This window comes from Actinacidiphila glaucinigra (assembly GCF_900188405.1).
Lineage (GTDB): Bacteria > Actinomycetota > Actinomycetes > Streptomycetales > Streptomycetaceae > Actinacidiphila > Actinacidiphila glaucinigra.
Genome location: NZ_FZOF01000001.1, coordinates 738501 through 754718 on the forward strand (window position 1 = coordinate 738501; position 16218 = coordinate 754718).

Here is a 16218-nt window from a genome sequence, read left to right on the forward strand (position 1 = left end):
ACGGCGAAGCCTGTGAAGCTGGATTCGATGTACCAGGAAGTCATCCTGGACCACTACAAGAACCCGCACGGCCGCGGCCTGCGCGACGGCGATGTCGAGGTGCACCACGTCAACCCGACGTGCGGCGACGAGATCACCCTGCGCGTCAAGCTCGACGGCACGTCCATCCAGGACATCAGCTACGAGGGTCAGGGCTGTTCCATCAGCCAGGCCAGTGCCTCCGTGCTCAACGAACTGCTCGTCGGCCGCCAGGTCGACGAGGCCGTGAAGGTCCAGGAGGTCTTCCTGGAGCTGATGCAGTCCAAGGGCAAGCTGGAGCCCGACGACGCGATGGAGGACGTGCTGGAGGACGCGGTCGCGTTCGCCGGCGTCTCCAAGTACCCGGCGCGCGTCAAGTGCGCGTTGCTGAGCTGGATGGCGTGGAAGGACGCCACCGCCCAGGCTCTGGGCGATGGCGCGGTCAGGGAGTCCGCATGAGCGAGAACGCAGAAGTGACGACGACGAAGCCGGCGAGCGAGGAGGAGATCCGCGAGGCCCTCTACGACGTCGTCGACCCCGAACTGGGCATCGACGTCGTCAACCTCGGCCTGATCTACGGCATCCACATCGACGACAGCAACGTCGCGACCCTCGACATGACGCTCACGTCGGCGGCCTGTCCGCTGACCGACGTCATCGAGGACCAGGCGAAGTCGGCCACCGACGGCATCGTCAACGACCTGAAGATCAACTGGGTCTGGATGCCGCCGTGGGGCCCCGACAAGATCACTGACGAGGGCCGCGACCAGCTGCGCGCACTCGGCTTCAACGTCTGACCCTCGCGGGGCCCCAGGGGTCCCGGAGACCACGACCGCGGGACGCCGCTCCGATCGGGAGCCGCGTCCCGCAGTTGTGTTGCGGCCCGCGATGTGTACGGGTGTACACATCGATGTGTACGCTTGTACGCATGGCATACGCATTGCTGGGCGGGGCGATACTCGCCGAAGTGCTCGGTACGACATCCATGAAGTACAGCGACGGCTTCACCAGGCTGTGGCCCTCCCTCGGCACCGCCGCCGGCTACCTGATCGCCTTCGCGCTGCTCGCGCAGACGCTCAAGTCGATGTCCGTGGGCACCGCCTACGCGATCTGGGCCGGGGTCGGCACCGCCGCGATCGCCGCCATCGGCATGGTCTTCCTCGGCGAGGCGGCCACCGCGGCCAAGCTGACGGGGATACTCCTGGTCATCGCCGGGGTGGTCGTCCTCAACCTGGGCGGCTCCCACTGATGGCCCGCCGGTACGACCCCGAGCGGCGGCAGCGCCTCATCGACGCCGCGATCCGCGTGGTCGGCGAGCGCGGCATCGCCGGGCTCAGCCACCGGGCGGTGGCCGCGGCCGCCGACGTCCCGCTGGGCTCCACCACGTACCACTTCGCCACCCTCGACGACCTGCTCGTGGCCGCCCTGCGGCAGTGCAACGAGGCCTTCTTCCGGGAGGTCGGGGAACGCGCCCTGCTCGGCGCGCCCGGGGCCGACCTCGCCGCCGAACTGGCCCGGTTCGTCGAGGAGACGGTCTCCCGGGACCGCCCCCGTGCGCAGCTGGAGTACGAGCTCTACCTGGCCGCCCTCCGTCACGAGGCCGTACGCCCGGTAGCCGCGGAGTGGGTGGACAACATGGCCGCGCTCCTCACCCGGTGGACCGATCCGGTCACCGCCCGCGCGCTGGCCGCCCTCACCGACGGGATGTGCCTGCAGGCGCTGCTGACCGGCCGCGACATCGACCGGGAGGAGGCCCGCGAGGTCTTCGCGCGGATCATCGGCAAACCCGGGCGAGACTGCTGACCTATACCGGCCGCGACCTGATCCGGCATCCTCACGCGCCGCATTCATGCCTTCACGTGATCGATTCTTGTAGAGCGTCGATCGGAGGCCAGTAAATGAAACAGGCGATGAAGGACATACCGAAGGTGGTGTGGCTCCTTGCCACCGGCATGTTCTTCGTGGCGGCGGTGAGCTTCACCTTCGTCTACCTCTTCGTCTACCTGACCGGACCCCGTGGGCTCAGCACCTCCCAGGCAGGACTCATCGCCGGCGTCGGCGGTGTGGGCATGGTCGCCGGCAACTTCAGCGGCGGGTGGTTCGGCGACCGCTTCGGGCACCGCCGCACCCTCATCACCGGCATGGTCGTGTCCGGTCTCGGCCTCGCGGCCCTGCCGCTGACGCCGACCGCCGCCCTCGCGGTGGTCTTCCCGGTCGCCCAGTACGCCACGGGCGTCACCCGGGCCTCCAACTCGGCGCTCATCGCCTTCTCCGTGCCCGAGGGCTCCCGCCGCCAGGGCTTCGCCCTGCTGCGCTTCATGGCGAACCTCGGCGTCACCGTGGGCCCGCCGCTCGGCGCGCTGATCGCCACCACGATCTCGTACGACTGGCTGTTCGTCGCCGACGGCCTCGGCATGCTCCTCTTCGGCGTCTACGCGCATTTCATCCTGCCGGCGAACGGCAACCACCGGCCCAAGGGCGACGCCTCGCCGGACGCGCCCGGCCTGTGGACCGCGCTGCGCGCCAGGCCCGCCGTGCTGGTGCTGCTCGCCGCGATCCTGGTCGCCGACACCATCTACCGCCAGCAGTACTCCACCCTGCCCGTGTACCTGAAGGACCACGGCATCGGCACCGGCGTCTACGGCGCCCTCATCGCCGTCAGCGGCGCCCTGGTCATCCTCCTCGAACTCCCGGTCACCGTCGCCCTGCGCCGGCGCGCCCCGCTGCCGATCATCGGCCTCGGCGTGATGCTGGTCGGGCTCGGCTTCGCCGCGCTGGCCACCGGCCACTGGTACATCGCGGCCGCCGTCGTGATGATGATCCTGCTGACCGTGGGCGACATCCTCTACAAGTCGCCGTCCACGGCCTACGTCGCCGACAACGCCCCCGACCATCTGCAGGGCCGCTTCCAGAGCATGTACGCCGGCGCCTCCATCAGCGGCGTCGTGCTGGCCGCCCCGCTCGGCGGTGTGCTCTACGAGACCGCGCCGGGCGCGCTGTGGCCGCTGTGCGCCGTCCTCGGTGTCGTCGCCGGCGCGGCCGTGCTCGGTGCCCAGCGGCTGCCGGGCGTACGGGAAGCGGCCGTCGAGCCGGACACGGTCAAGGCCGCGACGCAGTCCTGACCGCCTCGAGCGCCTCCGCCACGCTCGCCGTGACGTCCGTGACCGGGTAGAAGACCCGCCGGATCACCCGGTCCGCGCCGACCACCAGGGTCAGCCGCTTCAGCCGCACCGCGCCGCCCGCGCGGAAGGTCGGCAGCCGCAGCGCCGCGGACAGGGTCAGCTCCGCGTCCGACAGCAGCGGGAAGGGCAGCCGCTCCCGCTCGGCGAACTCGGCCTGCTCGTCCGGGCGCTGGGCGCTCACCCCGTGCACGGCCGCGCCCGCCGCGGTGAACTCCGCCGACCGGTCGCGGTAGGTGCAGGACTCCAGCGTGCAGCCCGCCGCCCCCGGGATGTCGCCCCAGCCCGGGGGATAGGACGCCGGCCGCGCGAAGGCGCCGGGGAAGCAGTAGAGGACCGTGAACGGGCGGTCCGGGGCCACCGGGTCGAGCGGTTCGCCGTCCGGGCCCGCGGGCAGCAGCAGCGCGGGCACCCGGGTCCCCGTCAGCGCGTGCACGCGCTCGGCCTCCGGCGAGCCGTCCGCCGCGGTGCCGGTGGTCGTGCCGTCGCCCAGCACCCACTGGTCGCCCCAGTCCTGGAGGGCGATCAGCACCGGCAGCAGCGCCCGGCCGCGCGGGGTGAGCCGGTACGCGTACCGCACCGGGCGCTCCTGGTAGGGCTCGCGGGCCAGCACGTCCGCGTCGACCAGCAGGCGCAGCCGTTCGGCCAGCACCTTGCGGGAGACGCCGAGTTCGCGCTGCAGGTCGTCGAAGCGGTCGACGCCGCGGGCGGCGTCCCGCACGATCAGCAGCGTCCACCAGTCGCCGACCACGTCGAGCGCCTGGGCGATGGAGCAGTTCGCGTCACCGAGGTGTGTGCGGCGGGCCATGCCGCTATCCTGCCAGCCGAGAGTGAGTTCCCAAAAGGAACTCACTGGGGCGGAGAAGGGGGTTCGGGTATGCGCGAGGTGCCCAGGGTCGTCTGGTCGCTGGCGGCGGGGGTCTTCACGAACGCGGTCGTGAGCTTCACCTTCGTCTACCTCTTCGTCTGGCTGACCGCGGTACGGGACCTGCCCGTCGCGCAGGCCGGGCTGATCGCCGGCACGGGCGGGGTGGGCCTGGTCGCCGGCAACTTCACCGGCGGATGGTTCGGCGACCACCTCGGCCACCGCCGCGTCCTGCTCGCCGGATCCGCCGTCTCCGGCGCCGGACTCGTCCTGCTGCCCGCCCTGCCCACCGCTGTGCTGCTGCCCGTCCTGCTGCTCGCGCAGTACGCGGCCGGCACCGTGCGCGCCGCCAACTCCGCGCTCGTCGCCGTCTCCGTGCCCGAGGGCGCGCGCCGCCAGGGCTTCGCCGTGCTGCGCTTCGCCTCCAACGCGGGCTTCACCGTGGGGCCGCCGCTCGGCGCGCTGCTGGCCGCCCACACCTCGTACACCTGGCTTTTCGTCGCCGACGGCGTCGGCACACTGCTCTTCGCGGGCTACGCCGCCCGCGCGCTGCCCGCCGAGGGCGCCCGCCGGGCCCGCGCCGCGCGCCCCGCGGACGCCCCCGGACTGTGGACGGCACTGCGCGCGCGGCCCGCAGTGATGCTGCTGCTGGCGACGGTCCTCGTCACCGACACCGTCTACCGGCAGCAGTACTCCACCCTGCCCGTCTGGCTCGCCGACCACGGCATCGGCACCGGCGCGTACGGCTGGCTGATCGCCGTCAACGGCGGCGTCATCCTCTGCCTGGAGATCCCGGCCACCGTCGCACTGCGCCGCCGGCCGCCGCTGCCGATCACCGGCACCGGCCTCGTCCTCGTCGGCGCGGGCTACGCCGCCCTGACCGGGGGGCCGTACATCGCCACGGCGGTGACCATGATGGTGTTCCTCACGGCGGGGGAGATCCTCTACAAGACCACCGCCACCGCCTACGTCGCCGACAGCGCCCCGGACCACCTGCAGGGCCGCTTCCAGTCCCTGTACGCGGGAGCCTCCGTCAGCGGCACCGTCCTCGCCCCGCCCCTCGGCGGCGCCCTGTACGAGGCGGCGCCGGGCGCGCTGTGGCCGGTCTGCGCGGTGCTGGCCGCGCTCAGCGGGGCGGTGCTGCTGGCAGCGGCCGCGTGGTGGCGGCGCGGTGCGGGGGAGGGGGACGGGGAGGCGGTGTCCGCCGCAGGCGTGCCGGGCGGGGCGGGTGCGACGCGGCGGCGTTCCGGATGGCGGGCCGGTTGGGCAAGCGCGGGACGCAGCGACTAGCGTTCGACACATGACTGAAACGACCGCCACCTCTCGCGCCACCGGTGCCGTTGCCGCAGGCCTCGCCACGATCGCCGACGACGGCACCGTCCTCGACACCTGGTTCCCCGCGCCCGAGCTCGTGGCGGCCCCCGGCCCCGCCGGGACCGAACGGCTCACCGCGGACCAGGCCGCCGAACTGCTGGGCGACGCCGCCCCCAAGGCGCTGGGAGCGGACCCGCGCCGCGGCGTCGAGGTCGTCGCCGTACGCACGGTCATCGCCTCGACCGACGACAAGCCGCTCGACGCGCACGACGCCTACCTGCGCCTGCACCTGCTGAGCCACCGCCTGGTCAAGCCCAACGGCCAGAACCTGGAAGGCATCTTCGGCCTCCTGGCCAACGTCGCCTGGACCTCCATCGGCCCGGTACCCGCCGGGAACATCGAGCGCGCCCGCCTCGCCGCCCGAGCCGAGGGCCTGCACCTGTCGGTCTACGGCGTCGACAAGTTCCCGCGCATGACGGACTACGTCGTGCCCGCCGGCGTCCGCATCGCCGACGCCGACCGCGTCCGCCTCGGCGCCCACCTCGCCTCCGGCACGACCGTGATGCACGAGGGCTTCTGCAACTTCAACGCCGGCACGCTGGGCACCTCCATGGTCGAGGGGCGCATCAGCCAGGGCGTCATCGTCGGCGACGGCTCCGACATCGGCGGCGGCGCCTCGATCATGGGCACCCTCTCCGGCGGCGGCAAGTCCGTCATCTCCATCGGCGAGCGCTGCCTCCTCGGCGCCGAGGCCGGCATCGGCATCTCCCTGGGCGACGACTGCGTCGTCGAGGCCGGCCTCTACGTCACGGCGGGCACCCGGGTCTGCCTGCCCGACGAGACCATCGTCAAGGCCAAGGAGCTCTCCGGCGCCGACAACCTCCTCTTCCGCCGCAACTCCATCACCGGCACGGTCGAGGTCCTCCAGCGCACGGGCTCGTGGGGCGGGCTGAACGAGATCCTGCACAGCCACAACTGACCGCGCGCGGCGTGCCGGGTGCCGTGCGCGGCACGCGGCCGTGAGCCTGCGGCCGTGTCGGCCGTCCGACGAGCGCCCTCCCATGGCCGGTGGCCCGGGAGGGCGCTCGTGCGTTCAGCGCCCGTCCGGGCCGGAGGCCGTGTCGTACTCGTCGACATCGAGCTCGGCGCCGACGGCGGCGAGGAAGTCCATGACCTCGCGGTCAAGGTGCCAGCCGAAGAGATTCGGGCTCTGCGGGGCTTCCGGGAGGTTCTGAGTTGCGTCGTCGAAGTAGCGCACGACCTGAAGCACTGCTCCGCCGCCTTCGGCAGCCAGGCGGCCGGCGAGTTCGGCTATGCGGTCGGTGTGGGGCCGCAGCCTTTCGAGAACCCGGGCGATCTGCTCGTCCACGCACAACCCCGGGTCCGCGCAGGCGACCTCCCAGGAGTGGTCGACCGGGACGACCGTCGGCCCGGCGAGGCGGCTGCCCCGGACCGACACCTTGTCAGGGCTGATGCCAAGCTGCTCGGTGATCTCTTGTGCCGGGGTGTGGCGGCTGAACAAGGCGAAGTAGACGTACTGGCGCACGGGCATCCGCGCGATGCTACCCCCGAGCTCGGATGACGCCGGTTCAAGGGGAGGGCAAGGTGGGCGTGTACGTCTCCGTCAGGGGGTGGCTGGAGTGCGACGAGCAGCAGCTCGCCGCCGTCCGCCAAGTGATCGCGGACCATTCCGACGGGCACTACAGCGACGGCTGGGGCTTTCCGGCCCGACACTTCAACTGGACCTCGTACGTCTTCTACGGCGGCGACGTCCGTGTGTCGGCCGTGGACTGGTTCATGGACCAACTGCGGGCGATGGCCGCGATCCCCGCGTCCGACGAGGACGGGGACCGGGTCCGTGGGCTCTTCGTGGCCAGTGGCGAGGTGGCCGGGCAGGTCGAGTGGCAGGTGCGGGGCGGATCGGTGACGACCCGGCCCACTGAGGCCGGTCTTGCCTACCTGGCCGAGTAGCGCAGGGCCGTCGCACGTCACTGGGACGGTCGGCACGGCGGCAGGGCGGTGCGCCATGTGAACGGCTCCCCGAGAAGACGCGGTGACCGGGACACCGGCGTCGGTCACGTCGCAGAGGGGGCGGGCGGGAGGGGGAGCCGCAGGACGATCTCGCCGTCGTCGATGTCCCCGGTGGGTTCGAAGCCGAACTTCCGGTAGAAGGGCCACGGCTCGCCGTCGCCGGGCTCGTAGCTGGTCAGCAGTTCCGTGGCGCCGTCCGCGCGGACCAGGTCGGCGATCAGCGTGAGCACCTCGCGGCCGATGCCGTGCCCCTGGTACCGCTTGTCGATCAGGAGCCGCCAGATGAAGTGCCGCCCCCGGTACGGGCCGGACGGCGGCTTCCACGACAGCATCACGAAGCCGACCGGTTCGTCGCCGCGGTACACGGCGCGGTACCAGGGACTGGCGTCCGGCATCTTCGCCGCCTGCTTCAGCGACAGGGACACGGAGGCGACGAACTGCTTCTGCCTGTGCCGGACGCGGAGGGCGCGGACGGCCTCCCGGTTGTCGTCGGTGATCTCCCGGAGGTGCACACCTGGGGACGTCATGCCACACCCTTTCCCGCATCCGGCGATCTCCCCGTGCGTACGCCTCGCCGAGGACGCCAGGCCGGACGTCCTCGCAGCGTAAGCGGCCCGGGCGGGTCGGGGCGGCTCTGGCACGCCGGGCGCCGGGTCGCCCGCGTGCGGCGGCGGTCGTGGACCTCATGCGGATCTCCGGTCTGATGCCGCAGGGCGTCGGCCCCCATGCGGAGGACGTGGTCAGCGCGGTGTCGTACCGCCGGGGCGAAGGCGAGGGCTTGGGTGGGGCTGGTTGCCTGGGGCACCATGTGACCCGCGGGGTTCGTGGTGTGGGGCGGCCGGGGGCCGCAGGGGAGGGAGCGCGTCATGGGTGGGGCGGAGCGGGACGGTTCGGGCCCGGGGGCCGTACGTCCGGAGGAGATGATCGCGGAGGCGCGGAAGGCGTTCTTCGTGGTGTTCGGCTTCCTGGCGGTCGTCTGGCTGCTGCAGGTGGCCAACTACACGGGCCACTACGCGCTCTCGCGGGACTACGGGGTGGTCTCCAGCGACGTCGGCACGCTGCCGAACGTCCTGACCGCGCCCTTCCTGCACTGGAGCTGGGCGCACATCGAGAGCAACTCCGGTCCGCTGTTCGTCTTCGCCTTCCTCGCCGCGTACCGCGGGGTGGGCCGCTTCCTCGCGCTGAGCCTGCTCGTCGCGGTGACCAGCGGCCTGGCGGTGTGGTTCTTCGAGCAGGGCAACGCCGACACGGTCGGCGCCAGCGGCCTGATCTTCGGCTACTTCGGCTACGTCGTGGTGCGCGGGCTCTTCGACCGGCACCTGATCGACACCCTCATCGGCATCGTGATGGCGGCGTCCTTCGCCTACATGCTCACGGTGGCCGTGCCGGGGACGCCGGGTGTGAGCTGGCTGGGTCACCTCGGGGGACTGGTCGGCGGCCTGGTGGGGGCCTGGCTCTTCCGTGACCGGCGCGTTCGCGGCGACCGCCCGGCCCGCCGGGGCGGCGGCGGGCCCGCCGTGACGCGCGGCGACGCCCCGCTCCCCGCCGACAACCCGCGGGCCGATCTGCACAAGGAACTGGGCGACCTGGGGCTGCTCTAGGCCCCCGCCGGCCCGTACGGGCCGGCTCAGATCCAGGTGCTCAGCCACATCCGGGCGTGCCAGTCGTCGTAGGGGATCGTCCGCCCGGTGTAGATCGGGAAGAAGTAGATGAAGTTCCAGACGATCAGCAGGACGAGCACGCCCGCGGCCACCACCCCGTAGGTGCGCCGGCGTTCGGTCGCGCCGGGCCGGCCGATGAGCGCGCCGAGCGCCATGGCGACGGCGAGGCAGAGGTAGGGGAGGAAGACGACGGCGTAGAAGGAGAAGATGGTGCGGTTCTGGTAGTGGAACCACGGCAGGTAGCCCGCCACGACCGCGCACAGGACGGCCCCGGCGCGCCAGTCGCGGCGCAGCGCCCAGCGGTACAGCAGGTAGGCGAGGGCGAAGCAGGCGGCCCACCACAGCAGGGGCGTGCCGAGGGCGAGGATCTCCCGCGAGCAGTTGGCGACGCCGCAGCCGTCCTGCCCCTGCTTGGGGGACTCGTAGAAGAAGGACACGGGACGGCCGAGGACCAGCCAGCTCCACGGGTTGGACTGGTAGGGGTGCGGGTCCGACAGGCCGACGTTGAACTGGTAGACCCCGTACTCGTAGTGCCACAGGCTGCGCAGCGGTGCCGGGATCCACGACCACGTGCCGCCGCGGCCGTCGGCCCAGTGCCGGCCGTAGCCGTCGTCGCTGAGGAACCAGCCGGTCCAGGTCACGAGGTATGCCACCACGGCGACCGGGACGAGGGACAGGAAGGACCAGCCGAGGTCGCGGCGGAGCACCGCGCGGTAGGGGCGGCGGGCTCCGGCCAGACGCCGGGCGCCGACGTCCCAGAGCACGGTCAGCAGCACGAAGAACGCCAGGTAGTACAGGCCGTTCCACTTGACGGCGGAGGCGAGGCCGAGGAGCACGCCGGCCGCGAGCCGCCAGGGCCGGGGGCCGGTTCCCGCGCGGGCGCCGGTGTCCTGGTCGGGACCGGCGAAGCCGTCGATGCCCACCGGGAGGGCCGCGGCGAGCCGGGCCCGCGCGCGGTCGCGGTCGATCAGCAGGCAGCCGAAGGCGGCCAGCACGAAGAACATGACGACCACGTCGAGGAGGGCGACGCGGCTCATCACGAAGTGCAGGCCGTCGACCGCCATCAGCCCGCCGGCCAGGCAGCCGAGCGCCGTGGAGCGGAACAGGCGGCGGCCGATGCGGCACAGCATCAGCACCGACAGGGTGCCGAGCACCGCCGCCATGAAGCGCCAGCCGAGCGGGTTCAGGCCGAACATCCACTCGCCGAGCGCGATCACCCACTTGCCCATCGGCGGGTGCGCCATGAAGTGGCCGGTCTCGGAGAGGGGGATGACCTGGGGGTCTCCCAGGATCTGCGGGTCCGAGACCTTGCGGTCGGGCCAGCCGCCCTCGTAGCCGAGCCGGAGCAGGGACCAGGCGTCCTTGGCGTAGAACGTCTCGTCGAAGACGATCGCGTGCGGGCTGCCGAGGCTCACGAAGCGCAGTACGCCGGCGAAGACGGCGACCAGGACGGGGCCGAGCCAGCCCATGGCCCGTGCGGCACGGTACGCCCGCGCCGGGCCTAGGCCCAGGGCCTGCCACGTGCGGGTGCCCGGCTCGGGGAAGGGCGGGACCAGCCGCTCGCGGGTGTCGGTCCGGGGGCGTGGGCTGTGGCCGAACCGGCGCAGTCGCAGCGGCCAGTCGGCGGCGGTCGCCGCCCGGGGGTCGCCGGCGTCGTCGTCGGTGCGGTCCGGCGTAGCGGTGTCCGTCGTCACCCGCACATCCTAGGGACGTTGTCGGATTGTCATACCGGCACCCGTGTTTGAGGGGCCCCGCGGCGGGCGTCGTGCCGGCCGCGCTCAGACGACCGGTGCCCGGTGCAGGTCCAGCGGACGGATCCCCGCCTCGTCGAAGCGCCGCTCCAGCGCCTCGGTGCCGTGCTCGCGGCGGAAGGCGATCTCGGACGAGGTCACCGGCAGCAGCCACAGCAGACGGGCGTGGCCGTCCGGCAGGTGGCAGACCTCCAGGTCGGGGCCGTGCAGGTACGGGAGGCTGACCAGGATGTGGTCGCAGGCCGAACCCGGTACCCAGGGTTCGCCGACGGGGAGGCTGTGGCCCACGTCGAGCGGGTGCGGCCGGGGACCGCAGTGGTAGTGGGCGGTCATGGCGATCAGGTCCGCGAAGCGGGGGTCGGGGACCGGGGCGGTCAGGACGAACTCCACCCCGTGGCCGTCGCGGGCGCCCCGGGACCAGCAGCCGGCCGTCACATAGGTCCAGTGGTCGCCGCGGGGACCCGGACCCACCTCGATGACACGCAGGTCGGGAACCGTGCCGCGGCGTCCGTCGCCCAGGTCGTGGGCGGCCGTGCCCACCGGGTGTCCCGCGAAGAACTCCCGCACGTGCCGGTCGAGCGCCTGGTGCGCCTCGCTCGTCGTCATGGCGAGGATCATGGCAGGCGCCGCGCGGGGCGGCGCGTGGGGGAAGCCGTGCGCCCTGTCGCGCACCGGTGCATCCGCGGGGCGTGGGCCGCCGCGGCGTGCGCACCGGCCGCCGGCTCCGGCGGTGGGGCGGAAGTGACACCGCTGACGGATGGAACCGCGGTGCGCGTTCCGCGGGCCCGCCCACTCCCGGCAATGCCGACAACTCGTGCGTCCGTCGCGGTAATGGCGGGTGACGGAAAGCCGAAGCACGCCCGCCGGGCGCCCACACGTCTAGGCTGGTGCTGCGCGTTCAGGCGCCCCCCGGACACCGCTGCATTGGAGACCCCGCCATGGCCGCTGACCGCCTCGAATTGCCGCCGGTGAGGCTGCTGCCCGAGGAGGAGCTGGCGCGGCTCGCACTCGCCGTGCCGCTCCTCGACCGCGCGGTACGACTGGCGCGCTGGTGCGCGCCGCACGTGACCGTGGACGCCATGGGGGAGCTGACCGCGCAGGACGTCCCGCGCGCCGTCCGCGAGCTGGGCCTGGAGGAGCAGCCGGACGGCCCGGCGGACGCGGCTCAGGCCTGGGGCGTGGCCGTGGACGCCGGACTCGTCGACCTCGACATCGAGGACGAGGACGAGGACGACGAAGAGGCCGCCGCCGGGAGCGTGGCCCTGGACGAGCCCGCGGGGCGCGCCGTGCCCGGCGCGGCGCTGGGGCGGCTGGACGCGGGCGGGCCGCGCGAGGTGCTGGAGGTGTGGCTGGCCGCACTCGACACGGCGCTGGCCGAGGCCGCGACCCCCGACCTCGACGGCCTGTTGGAGGAGCTGGGCCCGGACGGCGAGGTCGACCTGGGCAGCCTGGACTGGGACCCGGAGGAGGAGGCCGAGTTCCTCGACGGCGCGCTCGCCAACCTCTACCTCTTCACGGCCATGGAGGACTCCGGCGGCGACGCCAAGGACGCCGTGCCGCTGCCGGTCCTGGCCGCCTCCCTCGTCGTCCCCGAGGACGTGGAGGAGCCGAGCGACGCCCTGCTGGAGGACGTCACCGAGGTGATGATGCGCCTCGACGAGCACTTCCGGCTGCTCACGACCATCGGGCTGCTGGAGTACCAGCCGCTGGACGAGGCCCTGATCGAGGAGGCCGAGTCCGAGGACGACGGGCCCGCCGAGACCGCGGCGGTCTTCCCGGAGGAGATCGGGCCCGAGGAGGTCTCGCGCTACGGCCTGGTGCGGCTGACCCCGCTGGGCGTGTACGGCGTACGTTCCCGGATGGCCGACGCCGGCATGCACGCCCCGGTCGCCGGCGACCTGGCGGGTGAGCCGGCCGCCGTCCTCCTGGAGGCGCTGTTCCAGTACCCCGACCAGATCGCCCGCCGCGAGGCCGACGCGTGGCTCGGCAACCGCAAGCCGTACGACGCGGCCCGCGAGCTGCTGGAGGCGGCGCGCGGCGAGGACCGCAACGCGCCCGGCCGCCGCCTGGTCGCCCAGCAGACCCTGAGCCTGCTCGGCGACGAGGCCGAGCCGGCCCTGCGCGAGGTCCTGGCGGACCGCCAGCTCGGCGGACTGGCCCGGGTCTGGCTGACGGAACGCGAGGCGGCGGACGTCCCCGCCCCCGACGAGGACATGATCTTCTGGCTCACCGTCGACACCATCGCCGCCCAGCTCGACGCCGACGACGACCCCGAGTTGCTGCGCGAGCTGGTCACCGACCTCGTCGCCCGGCACGACGGGTTCTTCACCGCCGCCTGGCGGGTGGACCACCCGGCGACCGCCGACGTCCTGGAGGCCATGGGCCGCATCCACCCCGACAAGCGACTGGCCAAGGAGGCGCGCAAGGCCGCGTTCAAGGCCCGTTCGGCGGGAACCGCGGCGCCCTGAACCGCCCGCCGGCCCCGCGGGGAGGGGCGCGGCGGAGGCCCGAACGTCTCGGGGAATGGGCGTCGGAATGTCCCGCTCAGTTCAACTCCCGTTCGCCGTGGGACGGGAGCGTGACTGCGGCAGAGCAGTGACCTTGTGGCCCCAGGAGAGAACGATGCCTCTCACCCGCAGAGACTTCGCCAAGCGCACGGCGATCACCGGCGCCGGAGTCGCGCTGGCCGGAACCGTCGACGTCCTCGCGACCGCACCCGGCGCCCTCGCCGCCGAGCCTCCGGCGACCGCCGCGGCGGCCGGCGCGTCCCGGCACCACGGAGGGCTCGGCTACGGCGAGCTGCTCCCCGACCCCAAGGGCATCCTGGCGCTGCCCAAGGGCTTCTCGTACCGCGTCATCACCCGGACCGGCGTCACCAAGCTGGAGTCCGGCGAGTCGACCCCCTCCAACCACGACGGCACCGCCACCTTCGAGGGCCTGCGCGGCGCCACGCTGCTCGCCACCAACCACGAGTTGGCCGGTGCCCGCGCCGACTGGCCGCACCCGGTCCCGCTGACCGAGGGCCTGGTCTACGACTCCGGCGCGGCCGGCGGCGTGACCATCGTCGAGGTCGCCAAGCACGGCGGCCACGTCGTGGAGTGGGTCGGCGTGGCCGGCACCGCCACCAACTGCGCCGGCGGCCGCACCCCCTGGGGCACCTGGCTGACCTGCGAGGAGACCGAGGACAAGGCCGGCAAGAACGGCTTCCTGAAGGACCACGGCTACGTCTTCGAGGTCGACCCGTACGACCGCAGGGCCAACCGCGACCCCAAGCCGATCAAGGCGCTGGGCCGCTACGCGCACGAGGCGGTCGTCGTCGACCCCAAGCGCGGCCACCTCTTCCTCACCGAGGACGCCTCCAACCCCAACGGCCTGTTCTTCCGCTGGACCCCGCCGGCCGGCTTCCACCACGGCCGCGGCAAGCTGCGCGCCCTGCCCGACGGCGCGGGTGTGCTGCAGGCCTTCAAGTGCTTCGACTCCGGCGGCAAGTTCGTCGACGACCTGTCCCGCGCCACGAAGATCGGCACGGTCTACGGCGTGGACTGGGTGGACGTCCCGGACCGCGACGCGAAGGCGACCTCCGTCCGCAAGCAGTTCGCGGCCGGCGAGGTCACCCGCGCCCGCAAGCTGGAGGGCATGTGGTGGGGCGACGGCGGCGTGTACGTCGTCTCCTCCTACGCCCGCGAGGAGAGCCCGGGCGCGTCCCACGACGGTGCCGTGTGGTTCTACGACCCCAAGCGCCGCACCCTGACCCTCAAGGTCCTCCTGGGCGTCAACCCCGACCCGTCGGCCGACGGTGCCTTCGACGGTCCGGACAACATCACCGTCTCGCCCTACGGCGGCCTGGTCATCGCCGAGGACGGCGAGGGCGTGCAGCACCTGTTCGGCGCGCTCGGCGACGGCCGTACCTACCCGATCGCCCGCAACGAGCTGAACATCGGCACCGCGGAGGAGCCGGAGTACAGCGAGTTCACCGGTGTGACCTTCTCGCCCGACGGCAAGACGCTGTTCGCCAACATCCAGGACCCGGGCATCATGCTGGCCATCACCGGCCCCTGGCGCCGCCAGGGCCACGGCGGCGCCTGCTGAGCCCCGACCGCGTCAACCGCGCCCGGTGGTCCGTGCCCCGCACGGGCCACCGGGCGCACGCGTGTCGCTCAGAGCGCCTGCGCGGCGGGCTTGACCATGCCCTTCACCGTGCGGGAGTCGACGAAGTCGCCCATCGCCGTCATCTCCCACTCACCGGAGAACTGGCGGATGAACTTGGCCATCATCACGCCCGTGCGGGGCTCGGCGCCGGTGAGGTCGAAGCGCACCAACTCCTCGCCCGTCGCGCCGTCCATCAGACGGCAGTAGGCCTTGGCCACCTGGTTGAACTTCTGGCCGGAGAAGGAGTTCACCGTGAAGACCAGCCCGGTGACCTCGGGCGGCAGGCCGCCGAGGTGGACGGTGATGACCTCGTCGTCGCCCGCGCCCTCGCCGGTGAGGTTGTCGCCGGAGTGCTGGATCGCGCCGTTCAGGATGGTGAGGCGGCCGAAGTAGCAGGACTCGATGTGGTTGCGCTGCGGTCCGTACGCGATGACCGAGGCGTCCAGGTCGATGTCCTTGCCGCGGTAGGCGGGCTCCCAGCCGAGGCCCATGCGGACCGAGGTCATCAGCGGCTTGCCGCCCTTGACCAGGGAGACCGTCTGGTGCTTCTGGAGGTTGACCCGGCCCTTGTCCAGGTTGATCTTGCCGGTGCCGACCGGCGGGGCGGGAGGGGCCGGCGGTGCGGCCGGGGGCGCGGGGGGCGGGGTCATGGCGGCGGCCGGGGGAGCGGGCGGCGGCGGGGGAGCCACGGGCGGCGCCTGGGGCGGTGCCTGCGGAGCGGCGGCCGCGGGCTCGTCGACGGAGACGCCGAAGTCGGTGGCGATGCCCGCCAGCCCGTTCGCGTACCCCTGGCCGACCGCGCGGGCCTTCCAGGCGCCGGCGCGGCGGTAGACCTCGACCACCACGAGCGCGGTCTCGGTGCTCAGCCCGGAGGGGGTGAAGGTCGCGAGGACGGTGCCGCTGTCGGCGTCCCGCACGGTGGCCGTCGGCTCGGTGCCGGCGAAGGTGGCCCCGGGCGCGTCGGGACTCGCCGTCACCACGATCTTCTCGATGTCGGCGGGCACGGCAGAGGTGTCGACCGTGATCGCGTCGGGGGAGGTGCCGCCACCGGACCGGTAGGTGACACCCGGCCCCGCGGGCTGGTTGTAGAAGACGAAGTCGTCGTCGGAGCGCACCTTGCCGTCGCCGGCGATCAGGAGGCCCGAAACATCCAGCCGCACGGGCGCGGATACCTCCACTGCCACGCGCGCCGCGGAGAGCGGGATGTTCGAGCCGGGTGTCATTGCGGTCATGTTCCGCTTAACGATCGT

General features: G+C 72.8%; 17 protein-coding genes. 11 read left to right on the plus strand and 6 right to left on the minus strand.

Features of this window, described 5'->3' with window-relative positions:
• Positions 1-12 precede the first annotated feature (12 nt).
• The 5 genes from sufU to CHF15_RS03375 all read left to right on the plus strand — a co-directional run bounded on the left by sufU (position 13) and on the right by CHF15_RS03375 (position 3140).
• Positions 13-477: a Fe-S cluster assembly sulfur transfer protein SufU gene (sufU, locus tag CHF15_RS03355; protein ID WP_018560668.1), complete on the plus strand. Its 465-nt coding sequence runs from the start codon at positions 13-15 to the stop codon at positions 475-477.
• A complete protein-coding gene (locus tag CHF15_RS03360; RefSeq protein ID WP_018560667.1) occupies positions 474-815 on the plus strand; it encodes a metal-sulfur cluster assembly factor in 342 nt (113 codons plus the stop codon). The genes sufU and CHF15_RS03360 overlap by 4 nt, the downstream gene beginning before the upstream one ends.
• A 131-nt stretch (positions 816-946) precedes the next feature.
• Positions 947-1267, plus strand: coding sequence for a DMT family transporter (locus CHF15_RS03365; protein ID WP_026251297.1), 321 nt, complete (start codon positions 947-949; stop codon positions 1265-1267).
• Positions 1267-1821 carry a TetR/AcrR family transcriptional regulator gene (locus CHF15_RS03370; protein ID WP_089222032.1) on the plus strand — a complete coding sequence of 185 codons (555 nt, stop codon included), beginning with the start codon at positions 1267-1269 and terminating at the stop codon, positions 1819-1821. Before CHF15_RS03365 ends, CHF15_RS03370 begins: the two co-directional genes overlap by 1 nt.
• A gap of 107 nt (positions 1822-1928) precedes the next feature.
• Positions 1929-3140 (plus strand): MFS transporter, encoded by a 1212-nt coding sequence (locus CHF15_RS03375; protein ID WP_089222033.1) that lies wholly within the window; start codon positions 1929-1931, stop codon positions 3138-3140.
• On the opposite strand, the gene CHF15_RS03380 is transcribed toward CHF15_RS03375, so the two are convergent.
• Positions 3118-4005, minus strand: coding sequence for a winged helix-turn-helix transcriptional regulator (locus tag CHF15_RS03380; RefSeq protein WP_089222034.1), 888 nt, complete (start codon positions 4003-4005; stop codon positions 3118-3120). The two genes, CHF15_RS03375 and CHF15_RS03380, sit on opposite strands and share 23 nt — an antisense overlap.
• Positions 4006-4074: 69 nt before the next feature.
• On the opposite strand from CHF15_RS03380, the gene CHF15_RS03385 reads away from it, so the two are divergent.
• Positions 4075-5352: an MFS transporter gene (locus CHF15_RS03385; protein WP_089222035.1), complete on the plus strand. Its 1278-nt coding sequence runs from the start codon at positions 4075-4077 to the stop codon at positions 5350-5352.
• A 10-nt stretch (positions 5353-5362) separates the two neighbouring features.
• A complete protein-coding gene (gene dapD, locus CHF15_RS03390) occupies positions 5363-6355 on the plus strand; it encodes a 2,3,4,5-tetrahydropyridine-2,6-dicarboxylate N-succinyltransferase (RefSeq protein ID WP_089222036.1) in 993 nt (330 codons plus the stop codon).
• 114 nt (positions 6356-6469) lie between these two features.
• Here dapD and CHF15_RS03395 read toward each other — a convergent pair whose 3' ends face one another.
• The gene (locus CHF15_RS03395; RefSeq protein WP_089222037.1) at positions 6470-6928 is read right to left on the minus strand and encodes a DUF4279 domain-containing protein; all 459 of its coding nucleotides are present in this window, start codon (positions 6926-6928) and stop codon (positions 6470-6472) included.
• A gap of 26 nt (positions 6929-6954) precedes the next feature.
• Here CHF15_RS03395 and CHF15_RS03400 point away from each other — a divergent pair, with 26 nt between their 5' ends.
• Entirely contained in the window at positions 6955-7347 is a 393-nt protein-coding gene (locus CHF15_RS03400; RefSeq protein WP_322975661.1) for a hypothetical protein, read from the plus strand.
• A 104-nt stretch (positions 7348-7451) separates the two neighbouring features.
• Here CHF15_RS03400 and CHF15_RS03405 read toward each other — a convergent pair whose 3' ends face one another.
• A complete protein-coding gene (locus CHF15_RS03405; protein WP_245938636.1) occupies positions 7452-7934 on the minus strand; it encodes a GNAT family N-acetyltransferase in 483 nt (160 codons plus the stop codon).
• A gap of 339 nt (positions 7935-8273) precedes the next feature.
• On the opposite strand from CHF15_RS03405, the gene CHF15_RS03410 reads away from it, so the two are divergent.
• The gene (locus tag CHF15_RS03410) at positions 8274-9008 is read left to right on the plus strand and encodes a rhomboid family intramembrane serine protease (protein WP_089222039.1); all 735 of its coding nucleotides are present in this window, start codon (positions 8274-8276) and stop codon (positions 9006-9008) included.
• 26 nt (positions 9009-9034) lie between these two features.
• On the opposite strand, the gene CHF15_RS03415 is transcribed toward CHF15_RS03410, so the two are convergent.
• Positions 9035-10762: a dolichyl-phosphate-mannose--protein mannosyltransferase gene (locus CHF15_RS03415; protein ID WP_179279638.1), complete on the minus strand. Its 1728-nt coding sequence runs from the start codon at positions 10760-10762 to the stop codon at positions 9035-9037.
• Positions 10763-10846: 84 nt separating this feature from the next.
• The gene (locus CHF15_RS03420) at positions 10847-11425 is read right to left on the minus strand and encodes a suppressor of fused domain protein (RefSeq protein ID WP_245938637.1); all 579 of its coding nucleotides are present in this window, start codon (positions 11423-11425) and stop codon (positions 10847-10849) included.
• 332 nt (positions 11426-11757) lie between these two features.
• Between CHF15_RS03420 and CHF15_RS03425 the strand changes: the two genes are divergently transcribed.
• Entirely contained in the window at positions 11758-13287 is a 1530-nt protein-coding gene (locus CHF15_RS03425) for a hypothetical protein (protein ID WP_089222040.1), read from the plus strand.
• 154 nt (positions 13288-13441) lie between these two features.
• A complete protein-coding gene (locus CHF15_RS03430; protein ID WP_089222041.1) occupies positions 13442-14908 on the plus strand; it encodes an alkaline phosphatase PhoX in 1467 nt (488 codons plus the stop codon).
• Between the two features lie 68 nt (positions 14909-14976).
• Here CHF15_RS03430 and CHF15_RS03435 read toward each other — a convergent pair whose 3' ends face one another.
• Positions 14977-16191 carry a TerD family protein gene (locus CHF15_RS03435; RefSeq protein WP_179279652.1) on the minus strand — a complete coding sequence of 405 codons (1215 nt, stop codon included), beginning with the start codon at positions 16189-16191 and terminating at the stop codon, positions 14977-14979.
• Positions 16192-16218 lie beyond the last annotated feature (27 nt).